The sequence below is a fragment of the Mycobacterium sp. ELW1 genome, from assembly GCF_008329905.1.
Taxonomy (GTDB): domain Bacteria; phylum Actinomycetota; class Actinomycetes; order Mycobacteriales; family Mycobacteriaceae; genus Mycobacterium.
The window spans coordinates 1,139,392-1,158,166 of sequence record NZ_CP032155.1; the positions used below are offsets into that span (position 1 = coordinate 1,139,392).

At 66.7% G+C, this 18,775-nt stretch carries 21 protein-coding genes and 1 pseudogene; 16 read left to right on the forward strand and 6 right to left on the reverse strand.

The genetic code is table 11. The features are described from left to right. Positions 1-3 precede the first annotated feature (3 nt). Positions 4-1,446, forward strand: coding sequence for a mycofactocin dehydrogenase MftG (gene mftG / locus D3H54_RS05200; RefSeq protein ID WP_149378159.1), 1,443 nt, complete (start codon positions 4-6; stop codon positions 1,444-1,446). On the opposite strand, the gene D3H54_RS05205 is transcribed toward mftG, so the two are convergent. Then, the gene (locus tag D3H54_RS05205) at positions 1,357-3,003 is read right to left on the reverse strand and encodes an MFS transporter (protein ID WP_149378160.1); all 1,647 of its coding nucleotides are present in this window, start codon (positions 3,001-3,003) and stop codon (positions 1,357-1,359) included. The two genes, mftG and D3H54_RS05205, sit on opposite strands and share 90 nt — an antisense overlap. A 93-nt stretch (positions 3,004-3,096) precedes the next feature. On the opposite strand from D3H54_RS05205, the gene D3H54_RS05210 reads away from it, so the two are divergent. Further along, positions 3,097-3,747, forward strand: coding sequence for a TetR/AcrR family transcriptional regulator (locus tag D3H54_RS05210; RefSeq protein ID WP_149378161.1), 651 nt, complete (start codon positions 3,097-3,099; stop codon positions 3,745-3,747). Here D3H54_RS05210 and D3H54_RS05215 read toward each other — a convergent pair. Continuing rightward, positions 3,713-4,963 carry a cytochrome P450 gene (locus D3H54_RS05215; RefSeq protein WP_149378162.1) on the reverse strand — a complete coding sequence of 417 codons (1,251 nt, stop codon included), beginning with the start codon at positions 4,961-4,963 and terminating at the stop codon, positions 3,713-3,715. The two genes, D3H54_RS05210 and D3H54_RS05215, sit on opposite strands and share 35 nt — an antisense overlap. A 178-nt stretch (positions 4,964-5,141) precedes the next feature. On the opposite strand from D3H54_RS05215, the gene D3H54_RS05220 reads away from it, so the two are divergent. Then, positions 5,142-6,725: a carboxylesterase/lipase family protein gene (locus tag D3H54_RS05220; RefSeq protein ID WP_149378163.1), complete on the forward strand. Its 1,584-nt coding sequence runs from the start codon at positions 5,142-5,144 to the stop codon at positions 6,723-6,725. Here D3H54_RS05220 and D3H54_RS05225 read toward each other — a convergent pair. From D3H54_RS05225 to D3H54_RS05240, 4 genes are read right to left on the reverse strand one after another with little or no spacing between them, the layout of a single operon-like run. Then, the gene (locus D3H54_RS05225) at positions 6,722-7,336 is read right to left on the reverse strand and encodes a TetR family transcriptional regulator (protein ID WP_149378164.1); all 615 of its coding nucleotides are present in this window, start codon (positions 7,334-7,336) and stop codon (positions 6,722-6,724) included. The two genes, D3H54_RS05220 and D3H54_RS05225, sit on opposite strands and share 4 nt — an antisense overlap. Beyond that, entirely contained in the window at positions 7,333-8,118 is a 786-nt protein-coding gene (locus D3H54_RS05230; RefSeq protein ID WP_286199110.1) for an SDR family NAD(P)-dependent oxidoreductase, read from the reverse strand. Before D3H54_RS05230 ends, D3H54_RS05225 begins: the two co-directional genes overlap by 4 nt. Beyond that, positions 8,105-8,572: a VOC family protein gene (locus D3H54_RS05235; protein WP_286199111.1), complete on the reverse strand. Its 468-nt coding sequence runs from the start codon at positions 8,570-8,572 to the stop codon at positions 8,105-8,107. Before D3H54_RS05235 ends, D3H54_RS05230 begins: the two co-directional genes overlap by 14 nt. A 2-nt stretch (positions 8,573-8,574) precedes the next feature. Then, positions 8,575-9,645 carry an NAD(P)H-dependent amine dehydrogenase family protein gene (locus tag D3H54_RS05240; protein WP_286199112.1) on the reverse strand — a complete coding sequence of 357 codons (1,071 nt, stop codon included), beginning with the start codon at positions 9,643-9,645 and terminating at the stop codon, positions 8,575-8,577. A gap of 301 nt (positions 9,646-9,946) precedes the next feature. On the opposite strand from D3H54_RS05240, the gene D3H54_RS05245 reads away from it, so the two are divergent. From D3H54_RS05245 to D3H54_RS05305, 13 genes and pseudogenes are all read left to right on the forward strand, one after another. Beyond that, complete coding sequence (locus D3H54_RS05245; RefSeq protein WP_149378167.1) at positions 9,947-10,438, forward strand: hypothetical protein; 492 nt, start codon at positions 9,947-9,949, stop codon at positions 10,436-10,438. A 448-nt stretch (positions 10,439-10,886) separates the two neighbouring features. Next, a complete protein-coding gene (gene rpsJ / locus D3H54_RS05250; protein WP_003883485.1) occupies positions 10,887-11,192 on the forward strand; it encodes a 30S ribosomal protein S10 in 306 nt (101 codons plus the stop codon). A 19-nt stretch (positions 11,193-11,211) separates the two neighbouring features. Further along, a complete protein-coding gene (gene rplC, locus D3H54_RS05255; protein ID WP_149378168.1) occupies positions 11,212-11,865 on the forward strand; it encodes a 50S ribosomal protein L3 in 654 nt (217 codons plus the stop codon). Further along, the gene (gene rplD, locus D3H54_RS05260) at positions 11,862-12,518 is read left to right on the forward strand and encodes a 50S ribosomal protein L4 (RefSeq protein ID WP_149378169.1); all 657 of its coding nucleotides are present in this window, start codon (positions 11,862-11,864) and stop codon (positions 12,516-12,518) included. Before rplC ends, rplD begins: the two co-directional genes overlap by 4 nt. After that, on the forward strand, positions 12,518-12,820 hold the full coding sequence (gene rplW / locus D3H54_RS05265; RefSeq protein WP_149378170.1) for a 50S ribosomal protein L23: 303 nt from the start codon (positions 12,518-12,520) through the stop codon (positions 12,818-12,820). The genes rplD and rplW overlap by 1 nt, the downstream gene beginning before the upstream one ends. 40 nt (positions 12,821-12,860) lie before the next feature. Beyond that, positions 12,861-13,697 carry a 50S ribosomal protein L2 gene (gene rplB / locus D3H54_RS05270; protein ID WP_149378171.1) on the forward strand — a complete coding sequence of 279 codons (837 nt, stop codon included), beginning with the start codon at positions 12,861-12,863 and terminating at the stop codon, positions 13,695-13,697. Positions 13,698-13,711: 14 nt separating this feature from the next. Then, complete coding sequence (rpsS, locus tag D3H54_RS05275; protein ID WP_043401734.1) at positions 13,712-13,993, forward strand: 30S ribosomal protein S19; 282 nt, start codon at positions 13,712-13,714, stop codon at positions 13,991-13,993. Then, positions 13,990-14,463: pseudogene (gene rplV / locus D3H54_RS05280) on the forward strand (50S ribosomal protein L22); the annotation flags it as partial. The gene rpsS and the pseudogene rplV, both read left to right, overlap by 4 nt. Before the next feature lie 17 nt (positions 14,464-14,480). Next, a complete protein-coding gene (gene rpsC, locus D3H54_RS05285) occupies positions 14,481-15,323 on the forward strand; it encodes a 30S ribosomal protein S3 (protein WP_036343513.1) in 843 nt (280 codons plus the stop codon). A 3-nt stretch (positions 15,324-15,326) separates the two neighbouring features. Continuing rightward, positions 15,327-15,743 (forward strand): 50S ribosomal protein L16, encoded by a 417-nt coding sequence (gene rplP / locus D3H54_RS05290; protein ID WP_115321961.1) that lies wholly within the window; start codon positions 15,327-15,329, stop codon positions 15,741-15,743. Continuing rightward, positions 15,743-15,976: a 50S ribosomal protein L29 gene (gene rpmC / locus D3H54_RS05295; RefSeq protein WP_036343516.1), complete on the forward strand. Its 234-nt coding sequence runs from the start codon at positions 15,743-15,745 to the stop codon at positions 15,974-15,976. Before rplP ends, rpmC begins: the two co-directional genes overlap by 1 nt. Continuing rightward, positions 15,976-16,272 carry a 30S ribosomal protein S17 gene (gene rpsQ / locus D3H54_RS05300; RefSeq protein ID WP_036343518.1) on the forward strand — a complete coding sequence of 99 codons (297 nt, stop codon included), beginning with the start codon at positions 15,976-15,978 and terminating at the stop codon, positions 16,270-16,272. The genes rpmC and rpsQ overlap by 1 nt, the downstream gene beginning before the upstream one ends. Before the next feature lie 136 nt (positions 16,273-16,408). Continuing rightward, positions 16,409-18,760 carry an arylsulfatase gene (locus D3H54_RS05305; protein WP_149378173.1) on the forward strand — a complete coding sequence of 784 codons (2,352 nt, stop codon included), beginning with the start codon at positions 16,409-16,411 and terminating at the stop codon, positions 18,758-18,760. The last annotated feature ends 15 nt before the right edge of the window (positions 18,761-18,775 follow it).

Here is an 18,775-nt window from a genome sequence, read left to right on the forward strand (position 1 = left end):
TCGGTGGCCGACCACAACACCCGCAGCGACGTCCTGATCGTCGGTGCCGGCAGCGCCGGATCGGTGCTGGCCGAGCGCCTCTCGGCGGACCCGTCGTGCCGGGTCACCGTCGTCGAAACCGGCCCCGGCCCCGACGAACCGGGTGTCCGGGACCTCACCCGCAACGGACTGCAGTTGCCGATCGGCGCCGCGAGCCCGCTGGCCCAGCGCTATCGCAGCCGCCTGACCGACGACCCGCCCCGGGACGCCGACATCGTCCGCGGTGTGACGGTGGGTGGCTCCGGCGCGGTCAACGGTGGCTACTTCTGCCGGGCACTGCCCGTCGACTTCGACGGGCCTGGCGTGCCGGGCTGGTCATGGAGCGAGGTCAGACCGCACTACCGTGCCATCCAGACCGACCTGGACTTCCCCGACCGCGCCGACGGTGGTCCCATCGCCATCCGGCGCACCGACGAACTCGTCGGCAGCACAGCAGCTTTCGTCGACGCCGTCCAGGCTGCCGGACTGCGCTGGCTGCCCGACCTCAACACCGAGCCCACCGGGGACAACGCGCCACCCGGCATCGGGGCGGTGCCGCTGAACATCGTCGACGGTGTGCGCAGCGGCCCGGGCGCGGCCTTCCTGGAACCGGCCGCCGCCCGCCCCAATCTGACCGTGCTACCGCGCACCCGAGTCCTGCGCGTCAGACTGTCCGGCGGTCGCGCAGTCGGGGTCGAGACCGCCGGGCCGAACGGGCCGGGCGTGTTGGAAGCCGACCGCGTGGTCCTCTCGGCGGGTGCCATCTCCTCGGCGCAACTCCTCATGCTCTCGGGTGTCGGGCCCGCCGCGACCCTGCGCCGGCTCGGTATCGCGGTGTCGGCCGACCTGCCGGTGGGGCAACGAACCTGGGACCACCCGGAGTGGGTGCTGCCGACAACCTGGACCGTCGCGCCGCAGCGGCCGGTGCTCGAAGTGGTGCTGGTGATCGATGGCCTCGAGATTCGTCCGTACACAGGTGGTTTCATCGCCATGGTCGGTGACGGCACCGCCGGCCGTCCCGATTGGCCCCACCTCGGTGTGGCGCTGATGAGTCCCCGGGCCACCGGGCACGTCGCGCTGCAGTCGGCCGACCCGATGGTCACCCCGTTGATCGAGCACCATTACGACAGCGCGGGCGAGGACACCGCCGCGTTGCGGCGCGGCTGCGACTACGCCGCTGAGATACTAGGAACCACAACACCACTCGGTGAGCCGATGTGGTCGACCTCCCAGCATCTCTGCGGCACGGCTCCGATGGGGCTCGAGACCGACGAGTATGCCGTCGTCGATCCGCGGTGCCGAGTGCGGGGGATCGACAATCTCTGGGTGGTGGACGGTTCAGTCCTGCCGCGTATCACCAGCCGCGGCCCCCACGCGACGATCGCGATGATCGGGCACCGCGCCGCTGACTTCGTGTCGGCGGGTTAACCGTCGGACGAGCCGCAGTTGGCGGCCGTCCCGGCCAGGGGCCCACAACCCGATCAGCACGGCGGCACCCGCGACGAGAATCGCGAGCACCATGATCGAGCTCTGCATTGCGTGCAGGAAGGCCGACTTGCTGATGTCGGCCAGCTGGGCGCCGGCGGGCCCGAGCCGGGTGGAGACCGCCAGCGCTTCGGCCAGTGAACCACCGGCGGACTGTCGCACGGGCGGCGGAAACGCCGACAGTTGGTCGCCGAGGCGGTGAGTGTATTGACCGGCCAGCACCGAGCCCGCCAGGGCGATACCCAGCGCGGCACCGACTTCACGGACGGTGTCGTTGACCGCCGACGCCACACCCTGCTTGTCGTCGGGTGCGGCGTTCATGATCGCCGACGTGGTCGGGGCGGTGCACAGCCCGACTCCAGTGGAAAGTACCAGCAGCGGCCAGGCCAAGCTGAGGTAGGACGAGTCGATCCGCAGAGTCAACAGACAGATGAATCCGGCTGTCAGGAAGAGCAATCCGGTGAAGACGACCACCCGCAAACCCAGCCGCGGCAGGTACCACGACGACGTCACGGACAGCACGGCCAGCGGGAGTACCAGTGGGGTCAGCGCCATTGCGGTTTGCAACGCCGAGTAGCCCAAAATCAGCTGTGTGCACTGCATGACCAGGAACATGAACCCGAAGTTGGCCAGGAACAACACCGCGATCGCAGCCGCACCGGTCGCGAAATCGGCTCGCCGAAAAAGGGATACATCGAGCAGCGGATGTATTCGGTGGGCTTCCAATACGCCGAATGCCACCGCAAGCGCCAGCCCCGCGGCGAGACAGCAGATCACCAGCGGATCCGACCAGCCGCGTTGGGGCGCCTCGACGATGCCGAACACCAGTATTGCGACGGCGCCTGCGATCAGTACCGCGCCGGGCCAGTCGAGCGGGGGAGTCGCAGCGTCGCGGGAATCGCTGACCGTCCAGGTCAGCACGAACAGCAGCACGCCTGCGCCTGCCAATGCCCAGAAGATCGACTGCCACGGCCAAAATCGCAGCAAGACACCGGAACCCAACATTCCAAGCACCGCTCCGCTGCCGGCCACCGCGGCCCAGATGCCAACCGCCTTGGTGCGTTCCGACTTCGGGTAGACCACGGTGAGAAGGGACAGCGTGGCCGGCATGACGAACGCAGCTCCGGCTCCGGCCACCGCTCGGGCGGCGATGATCTGAATCGGTGAGTCGAAGAAGATCGGCGCCAGCGATGCCGACGTGAAAATGGCCAGGCCGATCAATAGAGCGCCGCGGCGGCCGTAGCGGTCACCGATGGCTCCGGCCGGCAGCAGCAGGCAGGCCAGAACCAGCGTGTAGCTGTCGACAACCCAGGTGAGCTGGGACTGGTTGGCCGAGGTCGACACGGCGATGTCGCCCAGCGCGGTGTTGAGGGCGATCATCGAGGAGATCACCAGCGCCACGCCCAGGCAGGCGACGGCCAATGTCCACGTTCGCTGCAGAGTCGAGACGTCCTGGAGTCGGCTATCGGTACCCTTGTCGGGCCGGATCGAGGTGTCCACGCAGGGCCTTCCTTCGGTCGCAGGTCCAACTGTGAGACTATCCGTCTCAAAAATATTCAAACGTGCTGATCGGCACCGGGGAGGATTCAACTCATGGCAAGCCGACGCAGTGACCCCAGACCTGCGCGTTCACGCGCGCGGTTACTGGACGCCGCAACGGCATTGCTGCGCACGGGCGGCCCCAGCGCGGTCACCGTAGACGCCGTAACGCGCGGCGCGAACGTCGCCAGGGCAACCCTGTACCGGCATTTCCCGAGCGGAAACGACTTGCTGGCCGCCGCGTTCCACAGCTTGATCCCGCCCGCCCCCATGCCGCCGGAATCCGGGACGTTGCGGGAGCGCCTGCTGGCACTGCTGCAGGCGCAGGCCGACCTCATCTCGGAGACCCCGGCCCTGTTGTCAGCGACCTACTGGCTGGCGCTGGGCCCGGACATGGAACACCTGCCCGGCAAGGCCGGGGACGCCGACAGCCCGGAGGTCCGCACCCTGCGGGAGCGGGTGGCCCAGCAGTACGGCGCACCGTTCGACGCGATCTTCGACAGCCCGGACGCCCGGCGTGAACTCGGCGAGGTCGACCGCGCGCAGGCCATCATGCTGTTGATCGGCCCGCTGGTTGCCGGCCGGATCAGTACGCTCGCCGACTTCGACTACCGCGAGTGCGCCCGCGCCGCGGTGGACGGCTTTCTGGCCGTCCACCGGATCAGTGAAATCACTTCAGCGAGTAGCGAATCGGCAGGCGTTTGAGGCCACCGACGAAGGTGGTGGCCATCAGTTCGGGGTCGCCGGCGAGTTCGATGGACTTGATACGCGGGACCAGTTCGGTGAAGAAGCTGTTCATCTCCATGCGGGCCAGGGCGGCACCCAGGCAGAAGTGCACGCCGTAGCCGAAGGACAGGTGCTTGTTGGGGTCGCGTCCGACGTCGAAGCGCATCGGGTCGGCGAAGACCTCTTCGTCGCGGTTGGCCGATACGTAGGACAGCAGCACGGCTTCGCCCTTGGCGATGGGGACACCGCGCACCTCGGTGTCGGCCTGGGCGGTGCGCATGAACTCCTTGACCGGCACGACGCAGCGGATCATCTCTTCGACCGCGGTGCCCATCAGGCCCGGATCATTCTGCAGCCGCTCGAGCTCGTCCTGGTTGCGGATGAGTTCCAGTAGACCGCCCGCGATTCCGGCACTGGTGGTGTCGTGGCCGGCGCTGGCGACGATCACGTAATACGAAGCGGTGTCCATGTCGGACAACGGTTCTCCGTTGATCGTGGCGTTCGCGATCGCCGAGCTGAGATCCTCGGTGGGGTTTTCGCGGCGCGACGCGGTCAACGCGTTGAAGTAGTTGAAGAAGTCCAACAGCACCGCAAGCATGTCGTCGGTCTTGCCGCCGCGTTGGAACTCCTCGTCGTCGCCACCGAACATCTCCTGGGTGAGCTTGAGCATCCGCGGAAAGTCCGATTCCGGCAGGCCCAGCAGCGACAGGATGATGTAGAGCGGGTAGTTGACCGCGATCTCCTGCACGAAGTCGAGCTCGGGCCCCTGCTCGAGCATCTTGTCGACATAGATCTTGGCCAGCTCGTCGCAGCGGGTCTTCAACGCGCGCATGGCTTTCGGGCGGAACCAGTCGGCGCCGATCTTGCGCATGTCGCGGTGCAGCGGATCGTCCATGTGAATCAGCGTGCGCAGGCCGATCCCGGCTTCCATCTGCGCGCGCAGTACGTCGTCGGCTTCGGCGATCGCCAGCAGTGGCCGCGGATCGTTGGTGAACAGGTCGTTCTGACGCTCGATGTCCATGATGTCGGCGTGCTTGGTGATCGCCCAGAACGGCCGGTATCCCTCGGCCTCGACCCACGACACGGGGGCATGTGCACGCAGGTGAGCAAGCGAGGCGTGCATCCGCGTCTCATCGGTGTAGCCCAGCGGACTGGCCAGAACCCGGGCCGCCTTGTCCATGATCCGTGGGGTCATCGGGTCTCCTCGCTCACTCATACCAGAAACTTGACGGGTGTCAGGTTGCAAGTTTGGCGCGAATTCTGCCAGGTCGCAGGCAAATCGCGCGAATTGCCAGGTCATGGCTTGAGTGGCCCGCCGCGTAGGCTCAATTCTTGTGCCACACCAATCGAGGAGCCGACGAGCACGGCGCGCGATGGTGCTGCTCATGGCCCTGGTGGTGTCGGCATGCGCACGGAACGGCAGCGAGCCGCAACCGCAGGTTGCCGCGGCCGCCGAGCCGGGGCCGGCAGTGGTACAGACCGCGGGGGGTGCGCTGCGTGGCGTCGTCGCCCCCGGCTATCGGGTCTTCAACGGCATTCCCTACGCGGCCGCACCGGTGGGGTCACTGCGCTGGCAGCCGCCGCAGCCGGCGGCGCCGTGGCCCGGCGTGCGTGATGCCACCAAGCCAGGCCTGCGGTGCATCCAGGACACCACCTACGACCCCGACTACGGACGGCCCACCGGCGAGGACTGCCTGAACCTCAACGTCTGGACCCCTGACGGTGCGAGCCGCTCCCATCAGAAGCCGGTGATGGTGTGGATTCACGGTGGCGGCTTCCTCAACGGCAGTGCCGACATCTACGACGCGCGCTGGATGGCGACCCAGGGCGACATCGTCGTCGTCACCATCAACTACCGGCTGGGGACCCTCGGGTTCCTGGCGGATCCCGCACTGAGCCCGGACGGCGACGTCGGCAACTACGGTCTGGCCGATCAACAGGCCGCGCTGCGGTGGGTCCGCGACAACATCGCCGAATTCGGCGGTGACCCAACCAAAGTCACGATCGCCGGTGAATCGGCGGGTGCGATGTCGGTGTGCGACCATCTGGTCGCGCCCGAGTCGAAGGGCTTGTTCCGCGCCGCGATCCTGCAGAGCGGACCGTGTCAGGCGCAGGCGGATCGGCCCACCGCCCAACAGGTCAGTGCCGAGTACGCGGCCGGGGCGGGCTGCACCGATCCCGCCACGGTGGCGGCGTGCTTGCGAGCGCTGCCGACCGACGCCCTGCGACGGGCCCCGCTCTATGTCGGGTTCGGCCCCGACAAGCTGACCGGGCCGGTCACCGGTACCGACCGGTTGCCCGTTGACCCGATGATCGCGTTCGCGTCGAGTCGGGTTCCCCGGACGCCGGTGCTCGTCGGCAGCAACGGTGACGAGTTCGCGATGTTCGCCGCAATCGAGTACCTCAAGGATCGGCAGCTGCCGCCCTACCCGCAGCTGATGGCGAAGACGTTCGGCGTGGACGCCGCCGCGGTCGCCGAGCGCTATCCGCTGGACCGGTATGGGGGCAGTGTCGGCCTGGCCTACTCCGCGGCGGTCACCGACAGCGTATTCTCTTGCCCCGCAGACCGAATCGCGTCCGGTTTGGCGCACACCGGGCCGGTGTACGCCTACGAGTTCAACGACCGCACGGCGCCGGCGCCGGATCCACTGCTCGCGGCTCCGTTCCCCGTCGGGGCCAGCCACTCACTGGAGTTGCGGTATCTGTTCGACGTCGGCGGCGCCCGTCCGCTGGACCCGGCGCAACGCGTGTTGTCCGACCAGATGGTGGCCTACTGGAGCCAGTTCGTGAAGACCGGTTCGCCGGAGGTGTCGGGGTTGCCGGACTGGCCTGAGTTCGGCGCCGACGAGGCCGGCGGCAAGCGATTGTCGCTGCAGACCGGTGACTTGACGGTCACCACCGACTTCAGCGCGCGGCACCAGTGCGCGTTCTGGACGAGCCGCACCGGGGCGCGCTAGCCGCTCCAGCGGGGGTGAGCCACCACGGCCAGCGCTTCGGCGACGTCGGCCGCCAGCGGCCGGCGCCGGTCCCCGCGATTCCTCACCCACTGTTGGAAGGCGAAATCGGCTGCTGCAAAGGACAATTGGACCAGAAGGCCGGGGCGCCAATCCTCGGTCGGGTCGGCGTCCATGCGCGCAGCCACGAGCTGAATCATCTGGTCGCGATCCGCGGTGGACAGCAGCGTCGCCCGGTCGAGCAACTCGGGTGCGGTCAGGATCGCCGCCCGCCAGTTCTCCAGATCGACATCCTCGAATGACCCGACCCGGCTGACGATCGCGGCGGCCAGGGCGGCATCGGGGGCCTCGTCGCGCGGGCGACGCGCCAACAGCGATGCGATCGCGGCGTTACCGCGCTGGACGGCCCCCAGCAGCAGATCCTCCTTGGTCGCGACATGGCGGAAGAACGTTCGCGGTGACACCGATGCTTCGGCGGCGATGTCGTCGGTGGTGACGTTGCCGAATCCCCGTGCGGCGAACAGTCGGTAGGCCGCGGCATGGATATCAGCGCGCACCTGCGCCCGCTGCCGGTCCCGCAGGGTCGGCGGCCGTTCCGCGGGCGGGCTGCTCACCGGTAGGTACCCATCCCGCCGTCGATGTTGATGGTCTGGGCGGTCATGTACGAGGCGTCGCGGCTGATCAGGAAAGCCACCACCGCGCCGATGTCGGCGTGCGTGTCGCCGATCCGGCGCAGCGGGACACCTTTGACGATCTTGTTGTAGATATCGGGGTGTGCGTCGCTCCATCCCGCGACACCGTCGGAGTTGGCGAATGGGCACACCACGTTCACCCGGATGTTGTCGACACCCCCTTCCAGCGCAGCGACTTTCGACATACCCCGAATCGCTTCCTTGGCGCCCGCGTAGGCGCCGAACGACTTCTGTCCACCGGTACCGCTGCCGGAGCCGAAGTTCACGATGGACCCGCCGCCGGCGGCTTTCAGTACCGGATAGGCGGCCTGCATGAGGAAGAAGGTGGCTCGCGGGCCGATGTCGAAGACGAGGTCGTAATCGGCCATGGTGATGTCGGTGAACGGCTTGGGTTCATCGGTGGCGATCGCGTTGTTGATCAAAGCGTCGATCCCACCGAACGATTCGACCGCGACGTCGATGATGTGCTGATAGCTGGAGTGGTCGCACAGGTCCGCCACCAGCGGCACGGCGTGCTGGTCATCGCGCAGGGCTCCCGCGACGCCGATCACACCCGGGTCCCGGTCGACCAGCAGCACCGAGGCGCCGCGTTCGAGGAGCGCCGCGCTGATTCCCCGGCCGACTCCGCGCGCCGCTCCCGTGACGATCACCCGGTGACCGCTCAGCGATCCCGGATGCCAATAGGTCGGCTCAGGGGACACCACGATGCAACTCCTCCGATGTGCGTGCAGTACCTGGGAACTCGATGAACTCCACCGCGGTTCCGTCGGGATCCTTGACGAAGAACATTCGAACACCCGCGATGTCGAACGGTGGCTGGTCCGGCGCGATGCCCGCCGCCTGCACCTGCCGGTATGTGGCGTCGAGGTCGGTGACCGACAGCGAGATGTTCTGGTTGCCGACGAAAGACCGCCTCGCCGGGCGGCTCTCTGTACCCAGTGACAGCAGCTCGATCATCACCCCGCCGATCAACCCGCCGACGACCCGGCCTTGATTCCCGTCGCCGCCGCCGAGGGCGTGGTCGAACGGCTCGCCGGCCATGGTCTGGTCGAACACCACGTCCATGCCGAGCAGTCCCCGATAGAACCCCAGCGCTCGGTCCATGTCGGTGACCCCGACCACCAAATGTGAAAACCGAAGATTCGGAAGGCTTTCCACGATCACTTGGCCAGGTGTGGCGCGGCCCGTCCGGCGATCAGCGGCAGGTCGAGATACGTCTTGATGCCGGGGGAGGCGTCGCAGACGTACGGTATGGCGCTGATGCAGTGGTTGGCAGTGGCCACCACACCCGGATTGCGCTTGAGACCCTCCTCGACCGTTTCCGGTTGCAGCCCTTTGAAAGTCAGCGACACATCGCAATCACCGGTGACCTCGACCTCGAAGCGCTCTCCCTTCTCGCCGAGCGTCCACGGTGGGTCGAGTTCCACGTCGCACATCAGCCAGTTCACCGCGGCCGTGACGACCGGCTCGTCGTCGACGATCGCCTGCCACTTGAAACGGCGAGCGGCCACCGTTCCTGCCTCCATCGGAACCACCAGCTCGTCGGTTCCGGTGACGGCGACAGCGACCTCCTGCGTGGAGCGGATGCGCGGATCGGACCGGAAACCCAATTGGTCGGCGACCATGCGCACCGATTGTTTGAAGCCGGCTTCGAGCAGCGCGGCAATGGGTCCGCTCATCGCCTGCTCCGGCGTCAGGCCGAATCCCATCACCTCCCGCACGACGAGTGGTGCGTTGTAGGTGCGGATGTCGGAGAACTCCTCGGCGCGGACATGGGTGATGGCGGCGGTGAGCGCGGAGATCATCAACGGGAACCGCTCGGTGATGCCGCCGGGGTGAATACCGGAGCCGTGCAACGTGGCGTTGCCTGCGGCACACGCCTCCTCGAGGGCCTGCACCGCGGGGTTCTCCCGGTCCGGGTAGACCCAGCCGACCGGGGTCACCACATTCTTGCCGGAGCGCAGGATCTTGGCGACGACCGAGTCGTCGGGCAGCAACGGGGAGTACATGACGCAGTCGGCGTCCAGCGCCAGCAGCTCGTCGATGTCGGTCGTGGCAGCCACCCCGATCGGGGCTTCGCCGATGACCTCGCCGACGTCGCGGCCGTGCTTGTCGGCGCTGTGAACCCAGCAGCCGACGAGTTCGAGTTCAGGGTGGCGCAGCACGCCCTGGATTGCCGCCTTGCCCACACCGCCGGTTGCCCACTGAATGACGCGATACATAAGCGGCATCGTATGCCGATATGGCAGTGACTGTCACGTATTTGAGGGCAGAAATGCGTCGATGACCCACCGGTCGGACGTATCGTCCGGCAAGGGAACCAGCTATCGGGGGCGACGATGGACAACTCTCGTTTGGATCGCACCGGCGGCAGTGCCGGCATCGCATTTGTGATCGCCACCGTGGTGACCGCGCTGCTGACGGGTAAACCCCCCGGGACCCGAGACCAGCAACCAGACCGTCCAGCGCTTCTTCATCGACCACCACAGTCAGATCGTTCTGCAGGGCTGGCTCTACGCGCTGGCCACCGGGTTGGTCATCTGGTTCGCGGTCGCGGTCCGCCGCCTGCTTCACACCGCACCGAGCGGTCGTCATCTCGGCGATCTGTTCTTCGTCGGCACAGTGGCCGTCGCCGCGCTGTCCTTCGTCTCGATGTCGATCCGGATCGTCGCGGCAGGAGCGGCCCACGAGCTGTCGGCCTCGGCGGTGCGCGCGGTTGGGGCCGACTTCGGTCTGGTCTTGTTGGCGCTGTGCGGCTTCATCGTCGCTCTCGCGGCGACCGGCTACGCGGGCTGCATCTTTTCGCAAGCCATGCTCCCGCGGTGGACTGGCTGGCTGGCGGTCATCGCTGCGGTGGTCAACGTGATGGGGACATTGAGCGTGTTCCTCAACGGCGGCCCGCTCTCCATCGAAGGCGGCTGGGGGACGTTGCTGCCCATCGCCGCCACCGGAGTGTGGTACCTCGGAACCTCGGTCAGCTTGTTCCGGGCCCATCCGATTGCCACCCCGGACCCGACCGGGTAGGCCGGCGCGGGTAAGAATTGCCCGGTACGCCGCCGCGATCCCGCTTGTCCAGGGGTGTCGCGCGACACGTCCAAACCGACCCGCCACCAGGGTTCGGGCGGGTTTAGCTGGTGCTCCGGGCGAATTTGGCTGGTGCCGCGATCTAGGGCATACTGTTCGGGTTGCCTTGAGCCGGGTTCGCCCCCCATGTGGGAGCGTGCCGCTCAGGGTGTACGACCGGCGCCCGAACGGGCGCGTCCGGTCCCCATCTCGGAGTGCGGCAGATTCTGACCGTGCGTTCGGGACTGCGTGAGGGCGACACACCCGACCGCGGGGGTCGGAGCACCAGAGACAGGTAAAGAGCGGCGGCGACAGCCAGCGCGGTAACTCTCCGGCCTAGGCCGGGGGGAACGGCGCATGACCACCGTGTCCCTTTGTGGGACCAAGCAGGAATGAAGGTAGGAGAAGCGTGGCGGGACAAAAGATCCGCATCAGGCTCAAGGCCTACGACCATGAGGCCATCGATGCCTCGGCGCGCAAGATCGTGGAGACGGTCACCCGTACCGGTGCGAGCGTGGTTGGTCCGGTGCCGCTGCCGACGGAAAAGAACGTGTACTGCGTCATCCGCTCACCGCACAAGTACAAGGACTCGCGGGAGCACTTCGAGATGCGCACGCACAAGCGACTCATCGACATCCTCGACCCGACGCCGAAGACCGTTGACGCTCTCATGCGCATCGATCTGCCGGCGAGCGTCGACGTGAACATCCAGTAGTAGGGGAGTCGACGAACAAATGGCACGAAAAGGCATTCTGGGCACCAAGCTGGGCATGACCCAGGTGTTCGACGAAAACAACCGGGTCGTCCCCGTCACGGTCGTCAAGGCCGGACCCAACGTGGTCACCCGCATCCGCACGCCCGAGCGTGACGGCTACAGCGCTGTGCAGCTCGCCTACGGCGAGATCAGCCCCCGCAAGGTCAACAAGCCGGTCACCGGTCAGTACGCCGCCGCCGGGATCAACCCGCGCCGGCACCTGGCCGAGCTGCGCCTCGATGATGAGGCCGCTGCCGCCGACTACGAGGTCGGTCAGGAACTGACGGCGGAGATCTTCGCCGACGGCGCCTACGTCGACGTCACCGGGACCTCCAAGGGCAAGGGCTTCGCCGGCACCATGAAGCGTCACGGCTTCAAGGGCCAGGGCGCCAGCCACGGTGCACAGGCCGTGCACCGCCGGCCGGGCTCGATCGGTGGCTGCGCCACCCCGGGTCGCGTCTTCAAGGGCACCCGGATGTCCGGCCGCATGGGTAGCGATCGCGTCACCACGCAGAACCTGGTGGTGCACAAGGTCGATGCCGAGAACGGCGTGCTCCTGATCAAAGGTGCCGTCCCCGGCGTCAACGGCGGGCTCGTGATGGTTCGCACGGCAGTCAAACGAGGTGAGAAGTGACTCTCAAGATTGACGTTCGCACTCCGGGCGGCAAGACGGACGGCAGCGTGGAGCTGCCCGCCGCCCTGTTCGACGTGGAACCCAACATCGCGTTGATGCATCAGGTGGTGACTGCGCAGCTGGCTGCCAAGCGGCAGGGCACGCACGCCACCAAGACTCGCGCTCAGGTCTCCGGCGGCGGCAAGAAGCCGTACCGGCAGAAGGGCACCGGTCGCGCCCGCCAGGGTTCGACCCGCGCACCGCAGTTCACCGGTGGTGGCGTCGTGCACGGCCCGCAGCCCCGCGACTACAGCGAGCGGACCCCGAAGAAGATGATCCGCGCCGCACTGCGCAGCGCGCTGTCGGACCGGGCCCGCAACGAGCGGATCCACGCGATCACCGAGGTGCTCGAGGGGCAGACGCCGTCGACCAAGAGCGCCAAGGCGTTCCTGGCCACGCTGACCGACCGCCGCAAGGTCCTGGTCGTCATCGGCCGCACCGACGAGGTCGGCGCGAAGAGCGTGCGCAACCTGCCCGGCGTGCATGTGATCTCGCCGGACCAGCTGAACACCTACGACGTGCTCAACGCTGACGACGTGGTGTTCTCGGTCGAGGCCCTGAACGCATACATCGGTGCGAACAGCAAGGACGAAAAAGAAGGAGCGTCGGTCTAATGGCAACCATCACCGACCCCCGCGACATCATCCTGGCGCCGGTCATCTCCGAGAAGTCCTACGGACTGATCGAGGACAACGTCTACACGTTCGTCGTGGCGCCCGGTTCGAACAAGACGCAGATCAAGATCGCCATCGAGAAGATCTTCAAGGTGAAGGTCGACTCGGTGAACACGCTGAACCGGCAGGGCAAGCGCAAGCGCACCCGCACCGGCTACGGACAGCGCAAGAGCACCAAGCGCGCGATCGTGACCCTGGCCCCCGGCAGCAAGCCGATCGACCTATTCGGAGCTCCCGCCTGACCCGGCGGGAACGACTGCAGATAGAACTCAGGAATAGATAATGGGAATTCGCAAGTACAAGCCGACGACCCCCGGTCGCCGCGGTGCCAGCGTCTCCGATTTCTCCGAGATCACTCGCTCGACTCCGGAGAAGTCGCTGATCCGCCCGCTGCACAGCACTGGCGGTCGTAACGCCCACGGCCGAATCACCACCCGCCACAAGGGCGGCGGGCACAAGCGTGCCTACCGGGTGATCGACTTCCGGCGTAACGACAAAGATGGCGTCAACGCCAAGGTCGCTCACATCGAGTACGACCCCAACCGCACGGCGAACATCGCACTGCTGCACTACCTGGACGGCGAGAAGCGCTACATCCTCGCCCCGCAGGGTCTCAAGCAGGGCGACGTCATCGAGTCGGGTGCCAACGCCGACATCAAGCCCGGCAACAACCTGCCGATGCGCAACATCCCCGCCGGCACGCTGATCCACGCCGTGGAGCTGCGTCCGGGTGGCGGTGCCAAGCTGGCCCGCTCGGCCGGTGCCAGCATCCAGCTGCTCGGCAAGGAAGGCGCCTACGCCTCCCTGCGTATGCCGTCCGGTGAGATCCGCCGCGTCGACGTGCGCTGCCGCGCCACCGTCGGTGAGGTCGGCAACGCCGAGCAGTCGAACATCAACTGGGGCAAGGCCGGCCGCATGCGGTGGAAGGGCAAGCGCCCCACCGTCCGTGGCGTCGTGATGAACCCGGTCGACCACCCGCACGGTGGTGGCGAGGGCAAGACCTCCGGTGGTCGCCACCCGGTCAGCCCGTGGGGTAAGCCCGAGGGTCGCACCCGCAAGCCCAACAAGCCGAGCGACAAGCTCATCGTCCGACGCCGGCGCACCGGCAAGAAGCGCTAGGCAGGAGATAAGACATGCCACGCAGTCTGAAGAAGGGTCCGTTCGTCGACGACCATCTGCTCAAGAAGGTCGACGTCCAGAACGAGAAGAACACCAAGCAGGTCATCAAGACCTGGTCGCGTCGTTCGACCATCATCCCCGACTTCATCGGTCACACCTTCGCCGTCCACGACGGTCGCAAGCATGTGCCGGTGTTCGTCAGCGAGGCGATGGTCGGCCACAAGCTGGGCGAGTTCGCACCGACGCGCACGTTCAAAGGTCACATCAAGGACGACCGGAAGAGTAAGCGGCGATGACGACTGCAACCACCGAATATCCGTCTGCGACGGCCAAAGCGCGCCACATCGGGATCTCGGCGAGCAAGGCTCGCCGGGTGATCAACCTGGTCCGCGGCAAGAGTGTCGAGGAAGCTCTCGACATCCTTCGCTGGGCGCCGCAGCAGGCCAGCGAGCCGGTCGCCAAGGTGATCGCCAGTGCTGCCGCCAACGCGCAGAACAACGACGGTCTGGACCCGGCGACTCTGGTCGTCGCGACCATCACCGCCGACGAGGGCCCGACCGCCAAGCGCATCCGGCCGCGCGCGCAGGGTCGCGCGTACCGAATCCGCAAGCGCACCAGCCACATCACGGTGATCGTCGAGAGCCGGCCGCCGAAGGACAAGAACACCGGGGCCAAGTCGGCCAGTGCCGCGCGCGCCCGTCGCGCCCAGGCCAGCAAGGCCGCCACCAAGACGGCGGCTCCCAAGACCAAGGCTTCCGCTGAAGCGAAGGAGGGCTCGGAGTAGTGGGCCAGAAAATCAACCCCCACGGCTTCCGGCTCGGTATCACCACCGACTGGAAGTCCCGGTGGTACGCCGACAAGCAGTACGCGGATTACGTCAAGGAAGACGTGGCGATCCGCCGGCTGCTGGCCACCGGTCTCGAGCGCGCCGGGATCGCCGACGTGGAGATCGAACGCACCCGTGACCGGGTCCGCGTCGATATCCACACCGCGCGTCCGGGCATCGTGATCGGCCGTCGTGGCACCGAGGCCGACCGCATCCGCGCCGACCTGGAGAAGCTGACCGGCAAGCAGGTTCAGCTGAACATCCTCGAGGTGAAGAGCCCGGAGTCGGTGGCGCAGTTGGTCGCCCAGGGTGTCGCCGAGCAGCTGAGCAACCGTGTGGCGTTCCGCCGCGCGATGCGCAAGGCCATCCAGTCGGCCATGCGGCAGCCCAACGTCAAGGGCATCCGGGTGCAGTGCTCGGGCCGTCTCGGCGGTGCCGAGATGAGCCGCTCGGAGTTCTACCGCGAAGGCCGGGTGCCGCTGCACACGCTGCGCGCCGACATCGATTACGGACTGTACGAGGCCAAGACCACGTTCGGCCGTATCGGCGTGAAGGTGTGGATCTACAAGGGCGACATCGTCGGTGGCAAGCGTGAGCTCGCCGCCGCCGCACCCGCCGCAGACCGTCCGCGCCGCGAGCGTCCGTCGGGCACCCGCCCGCGCCGCAGCGGTGCATCGGGCACCACCGCGACGAGCACCGAAGCCGGTCGTGCCGCCAGTGAAGAGACCGCGGAGTCTGCGGTGCCCGTCACCGCGGAGGCGCCGGCCGTCGAGCCCGCCGCTGAAAACACGGAGAGCTAACTCATGCTGATTCCCCGTAAAGTCAAGCACCGCAAGCAACACCACCCCAGGCAGCGTGGTATCGCCAGCGGTGGAACGTCGGTGACGTTCGGTGACTACGGCATCCAGGCACTGGAGCACGCCTACATCACCAACCGGCAGATCGAGTCCGCTCGTATCGCCATCAACCGGCACATCAAGCGTGGCGGCAAGGTGTGGATCAACATCTTCCCGGACCGTCCGCTGACCAAGAAGCCCGCCGAAACCCGCATGGGTTCGGGCAAGGGTTCGCCCGAGTGGTGGGTGGCCAACGTCAAGCCCGGTCGCGTGCTGTTCGAGCTGAGCTACCCCAATGAGCAGATCGCGCGCGAAGCACTGACCCGCGCGATCCACAAGCTGCCGATCAAGGCACGCATCGTGACACGAGAGGAGCAGTTCTGATGGCTGTTGGCATCAGCGCCGGCGAACTGCGTGAGCTCACCGAAGAAGAGCTGACCGACAAGCTGCGGGAATCCAAGGAAGAGCTGTTCAACCTGCGCTTCCAGATGGCCACCGGGCAGCTGGACAACAATCGCCGGCTCCGCACCGTGCGTCAGGAGATTGCGCGCATCTACACCGTGCTGCGCGAACGTGAACTGGGTCTGGCCGCCGGACCCGCTGGTGAGGAATCGTGATGGCAGAAACAAAGGGCACCAAGCACACTGAGCGCACCGAGGAGTCGCGCGGCCGTCGCAAGACGGTCATCGGCTACGTGGTCAGTGACAAGATGCAGAAGACGATCGTCGTCGAGCTGGAGTCTCGCAAGAGCCACCCGCTCTACGGCAAGATCATCCGGACCACGACGAAGGTCAAGGCGCACGACGAGAACGGCGACGCCGGTATCGGCGACCGCGTCTCCCTGATGGAGACCCGCCCGTTGTCGGCGACCAAGCGCTGGCGCCTGGTCGAGGTCCTCGAGCGCGCCAAGTAAAAATCCGGTCATAGCAAACGCGAGCCGCGGCTGAATAAGCCGCGGCTCGCGGTGTGTCTCAGCGCCATGCTGCGGCTCGACTAGCAAGCGCCGACAGAACGCCGCGCAACGCTGAACGACGTGGGAGTCTGTGCGTATGACCACGGAGTTCAACGGCAAGATCGAACTGGATATCCGCGATTCCGAGGCGGACTGGGGCCCGTACGCGGCGCCCACTGCGCCGGACAACGCGCCGAACGTGCTCTACCTGGTGTGGGATGACATCGGCATCGCGACCTGGGACTGCTTCGGCGGGCTGGTGTCCATGCCGGCGATGTCGCGGGTCGCCGAGCGCGGCGTCCGGCTCTCGCAGTTCCACACCACGGCACTGTGTTCCCCGACTCGGGCGTCGCTGCTGACCGGCCGGAACTCGACCACCGTCGGGATGGCGACCGTCGAGGAGTTCACCGATGGTTTCCCCGGCATCAATGGCCGGATCCCCGATGACACCGCGTTGATTTCGGAGGTGTTGGCCGAGCGCGGCTACAACACGTACTGCGTGGGCAAGTGGCACCTCACACCGATCGAGGAGTCAAGCCTCGCGGCGACCCGCAGGCACTGGCCGTTGTCGCGCGGCTTCGAGCGGTTCTACGGTTTCATGGGCGGTGAGACCGATCAGTGGTACCCAGAGCTGATGTACGACAGCCACCCCGTGGAGGCGCCGGCCACTCCCGAGGAGGGCTATCACCTCTCGAAGGACCTGGCGGACAAGACAATCGAGTTCATCCGCGATTCCACGATGATCGCTCCCGACAAGCCGTGGTTCACCTACCTGTGCCCGGGGGCCGGGCATGCCCCGCACCACGTGTTCTCCGAATGGGCCGACCGCTACGCCGGAACGTTCGACATGGGTTACGAGCGCTACCGCGAGATCGTCCTGGAGAACCAGAAGAAGCTCGGCATCGTGCCCCCGGAGACCGAACTGTCAGCGGTGAATCCGTACAACGACGTGACCGGACCCGACGGCCAGCCCTGGCCGGAGGGGGACACCGTGCGTCCCTGGGAATCATTGTCGGACGAGGAGAAGCGGCTGTTCTCCCGGATGGCCGAGGTGTTCGCCGGCTTCCTGTCCTACACGGATGCCCAGATCGGCCGAATCCTGGACTATCTGGACGAATCCGGCCAGTTGGACAACACGATCATCGTGGTGATCTCCGACAACGGCGCCAGCGGCGAGGGTGGGCCCAACGGGTCGGTCAACGAAGGCAAGTTCTTCAACGGCTACATCGACACCGTCGAGGAGAGCATGCGTTTCTTCGACGAACTGGGCGGTCCCACCACCTACGGCCATTACCCGATCGGGTGGGCGATGGCCTTCAATACGCCCTACAAGCTGTACAAGCGCTACGCCTCGCATGAGGGTGGCATCGCCGACACGGCAATCATCTCCTGGCCCAACGGAATTGCCGCACACGGTGAAGTTCGGGACAACTACGTCAACGTCAGTGACATCACGCCGACCATCTATGAGTTGCTCGGCATCGATGTGCCGGACACCGTGAAGGGGATCGCCCAGAAGCCGCTCGACGGAGTGAGTTTCAAAGCGGCGCTGGAGGATTCGACGGCAAAGACCGCCAAGGAGACCCAGTTCTACACGATGCTGGGTACTCGTGGCATCTGGCACAAGGGGTGGTTCGCCAGCGCGGTGCACCCCGCGTCGCCGTCCGGCTGGTCGCATTTCGAGGACGACCGCTGGGAGCTCTACCACATCGAGAACGACCGCAGCCAATGTCATGACCTCGCGGCCGAACACCCCGAGAAGCTCGCCGAGTTGCAGAAGCTGTGGTTCAGCGAGGCCGAGAAATACAACGGCTTGCCGCTGAGCGACCTCAACGTGGGGGAGATGCTGGGTCGCTGGCGGCCCACGCTGGCCGGTGACCGGCCGCGCTACATCTACTACCCGAACACCGCGCCGGTCGGGATGGGCGCCTGCGTGAACATCGTCGGCCGCTCGTTCTCGGTGCTGGCCGAAGTGACCATCAGCAGCCCCGACGTGCGCGGGGTCCTGCTCAAGCAGGGGGCCGGCCACGGCGGCTACGTGTTGTTCGTCGATGACGGACGGTTGCAGTTCGTCTACAACTTCTTCGGTGAGGACGAACAGCGGGTGATCGCCCCGGACCCGCTGCCGCTGGGAGACCACATCCTGGGGGTGGGTTACGCCCGGACCGGCACGGTCGACGGCAGCCACACCCCGGTCGGTGACGCCACGCTGTACGTCGACGGGGCCGCGGTGGCCACGCTGACCGGCGTGAAAGCCCACCCGTTCACGTTCGGGTTGGCCGGTGGCGGGGTCAGTGTCGGCCGGAATCTGGGCCAGGCCGTCTCGGCCGCCTACCAGGCACCTTTCAGCTTCACCGGAGGAACCATCGCCCAGGTCGTGGTCGACGTGTCGGGGACTCCGTACGTGGACGCGGAGCGTGAGCTCGCGGCGGCCTTCGCCAGGGACTGAGCGCCGCGTCATACT

Coding starts and splice junctions, on each gene's coding strand:
- D3H54_RS05210 (WP_149378161.1), top strand. CDS start 3,097: ATGGCAAGCCGACGCAGTGACCCCAGACCTGCGCGTTCACGCGCGCGG.
- D3H54_RS05215 (WP_149378162.1), bottom strand. CDS start 4,963: ATGACCCCACGGATCATGGACAAGGCGGCCCGGGTTCTGGCCAGTCCG.
- D3H54_RS05220 (WP_149378163.1), top strand. CDS start 5,142: ATGGTGCTGCTCATGGCCCTGGTGGTGTCGGCATGCGCACGGAACGGC.
- D3H54_RS05240 (WP_286199112.1), bottom strand. CDS start 9,645: ATGCCGCTTATGTATCGCGTCATTCAGTGGGCAACCGGCGGTGTGGGC.
- rplC (WP_149378168.1), top strand. CDS start 11,212: ATGGCACGAAAAGGCATTCTGGGCACCAAGCTGGGCATGACCCAGGTG.
- rplW (WP_149378170.1), top strand. CDS start 12,518: ATGGCAACCATCACCGACCCCCGCGACATCATCCTGGCGCCGGTCATC.
- rplB (WP_149378171.1), top strand. CDS start 12,861: ATGGGAATTCGCAAGTACAAGCCGACGACCCCCGGTCGCCGCGGTGCC.
- rpsS (WP_043401734.1), top strand. CDS start 13,712: ATGCCACGCAGTCTGAAGAAGGGTCCGTTCGTCGACGACCATCTGCTC.
- rplP (WP_115321961.1), top strand. CDS start 15,327: ATGCTGATTCCCCGTAAAGTCAAGCACCGCAAGCAACACCACCCCAGG.
- rpmC (WP_036343516.1), top strand. CDS start 15,743: ATGGCTGTTGGCATCAGCGCCGGCGAACTGCGTGAGCTCACCGAAGAA.
- rpsQ (WP_036343518.1), top strand. CDS start 15,976: ATGGCAGAAACAAAGGGCACCAAGCACACTGAGCGCACCGAGGAGTCG.
- D3H54_RS05305 (WP_149378173.1), top strand. CDS start 16,409: ATGACCACGGAGTTCAACGGCAAGATCGAACTGGATATCCGCGATTCC.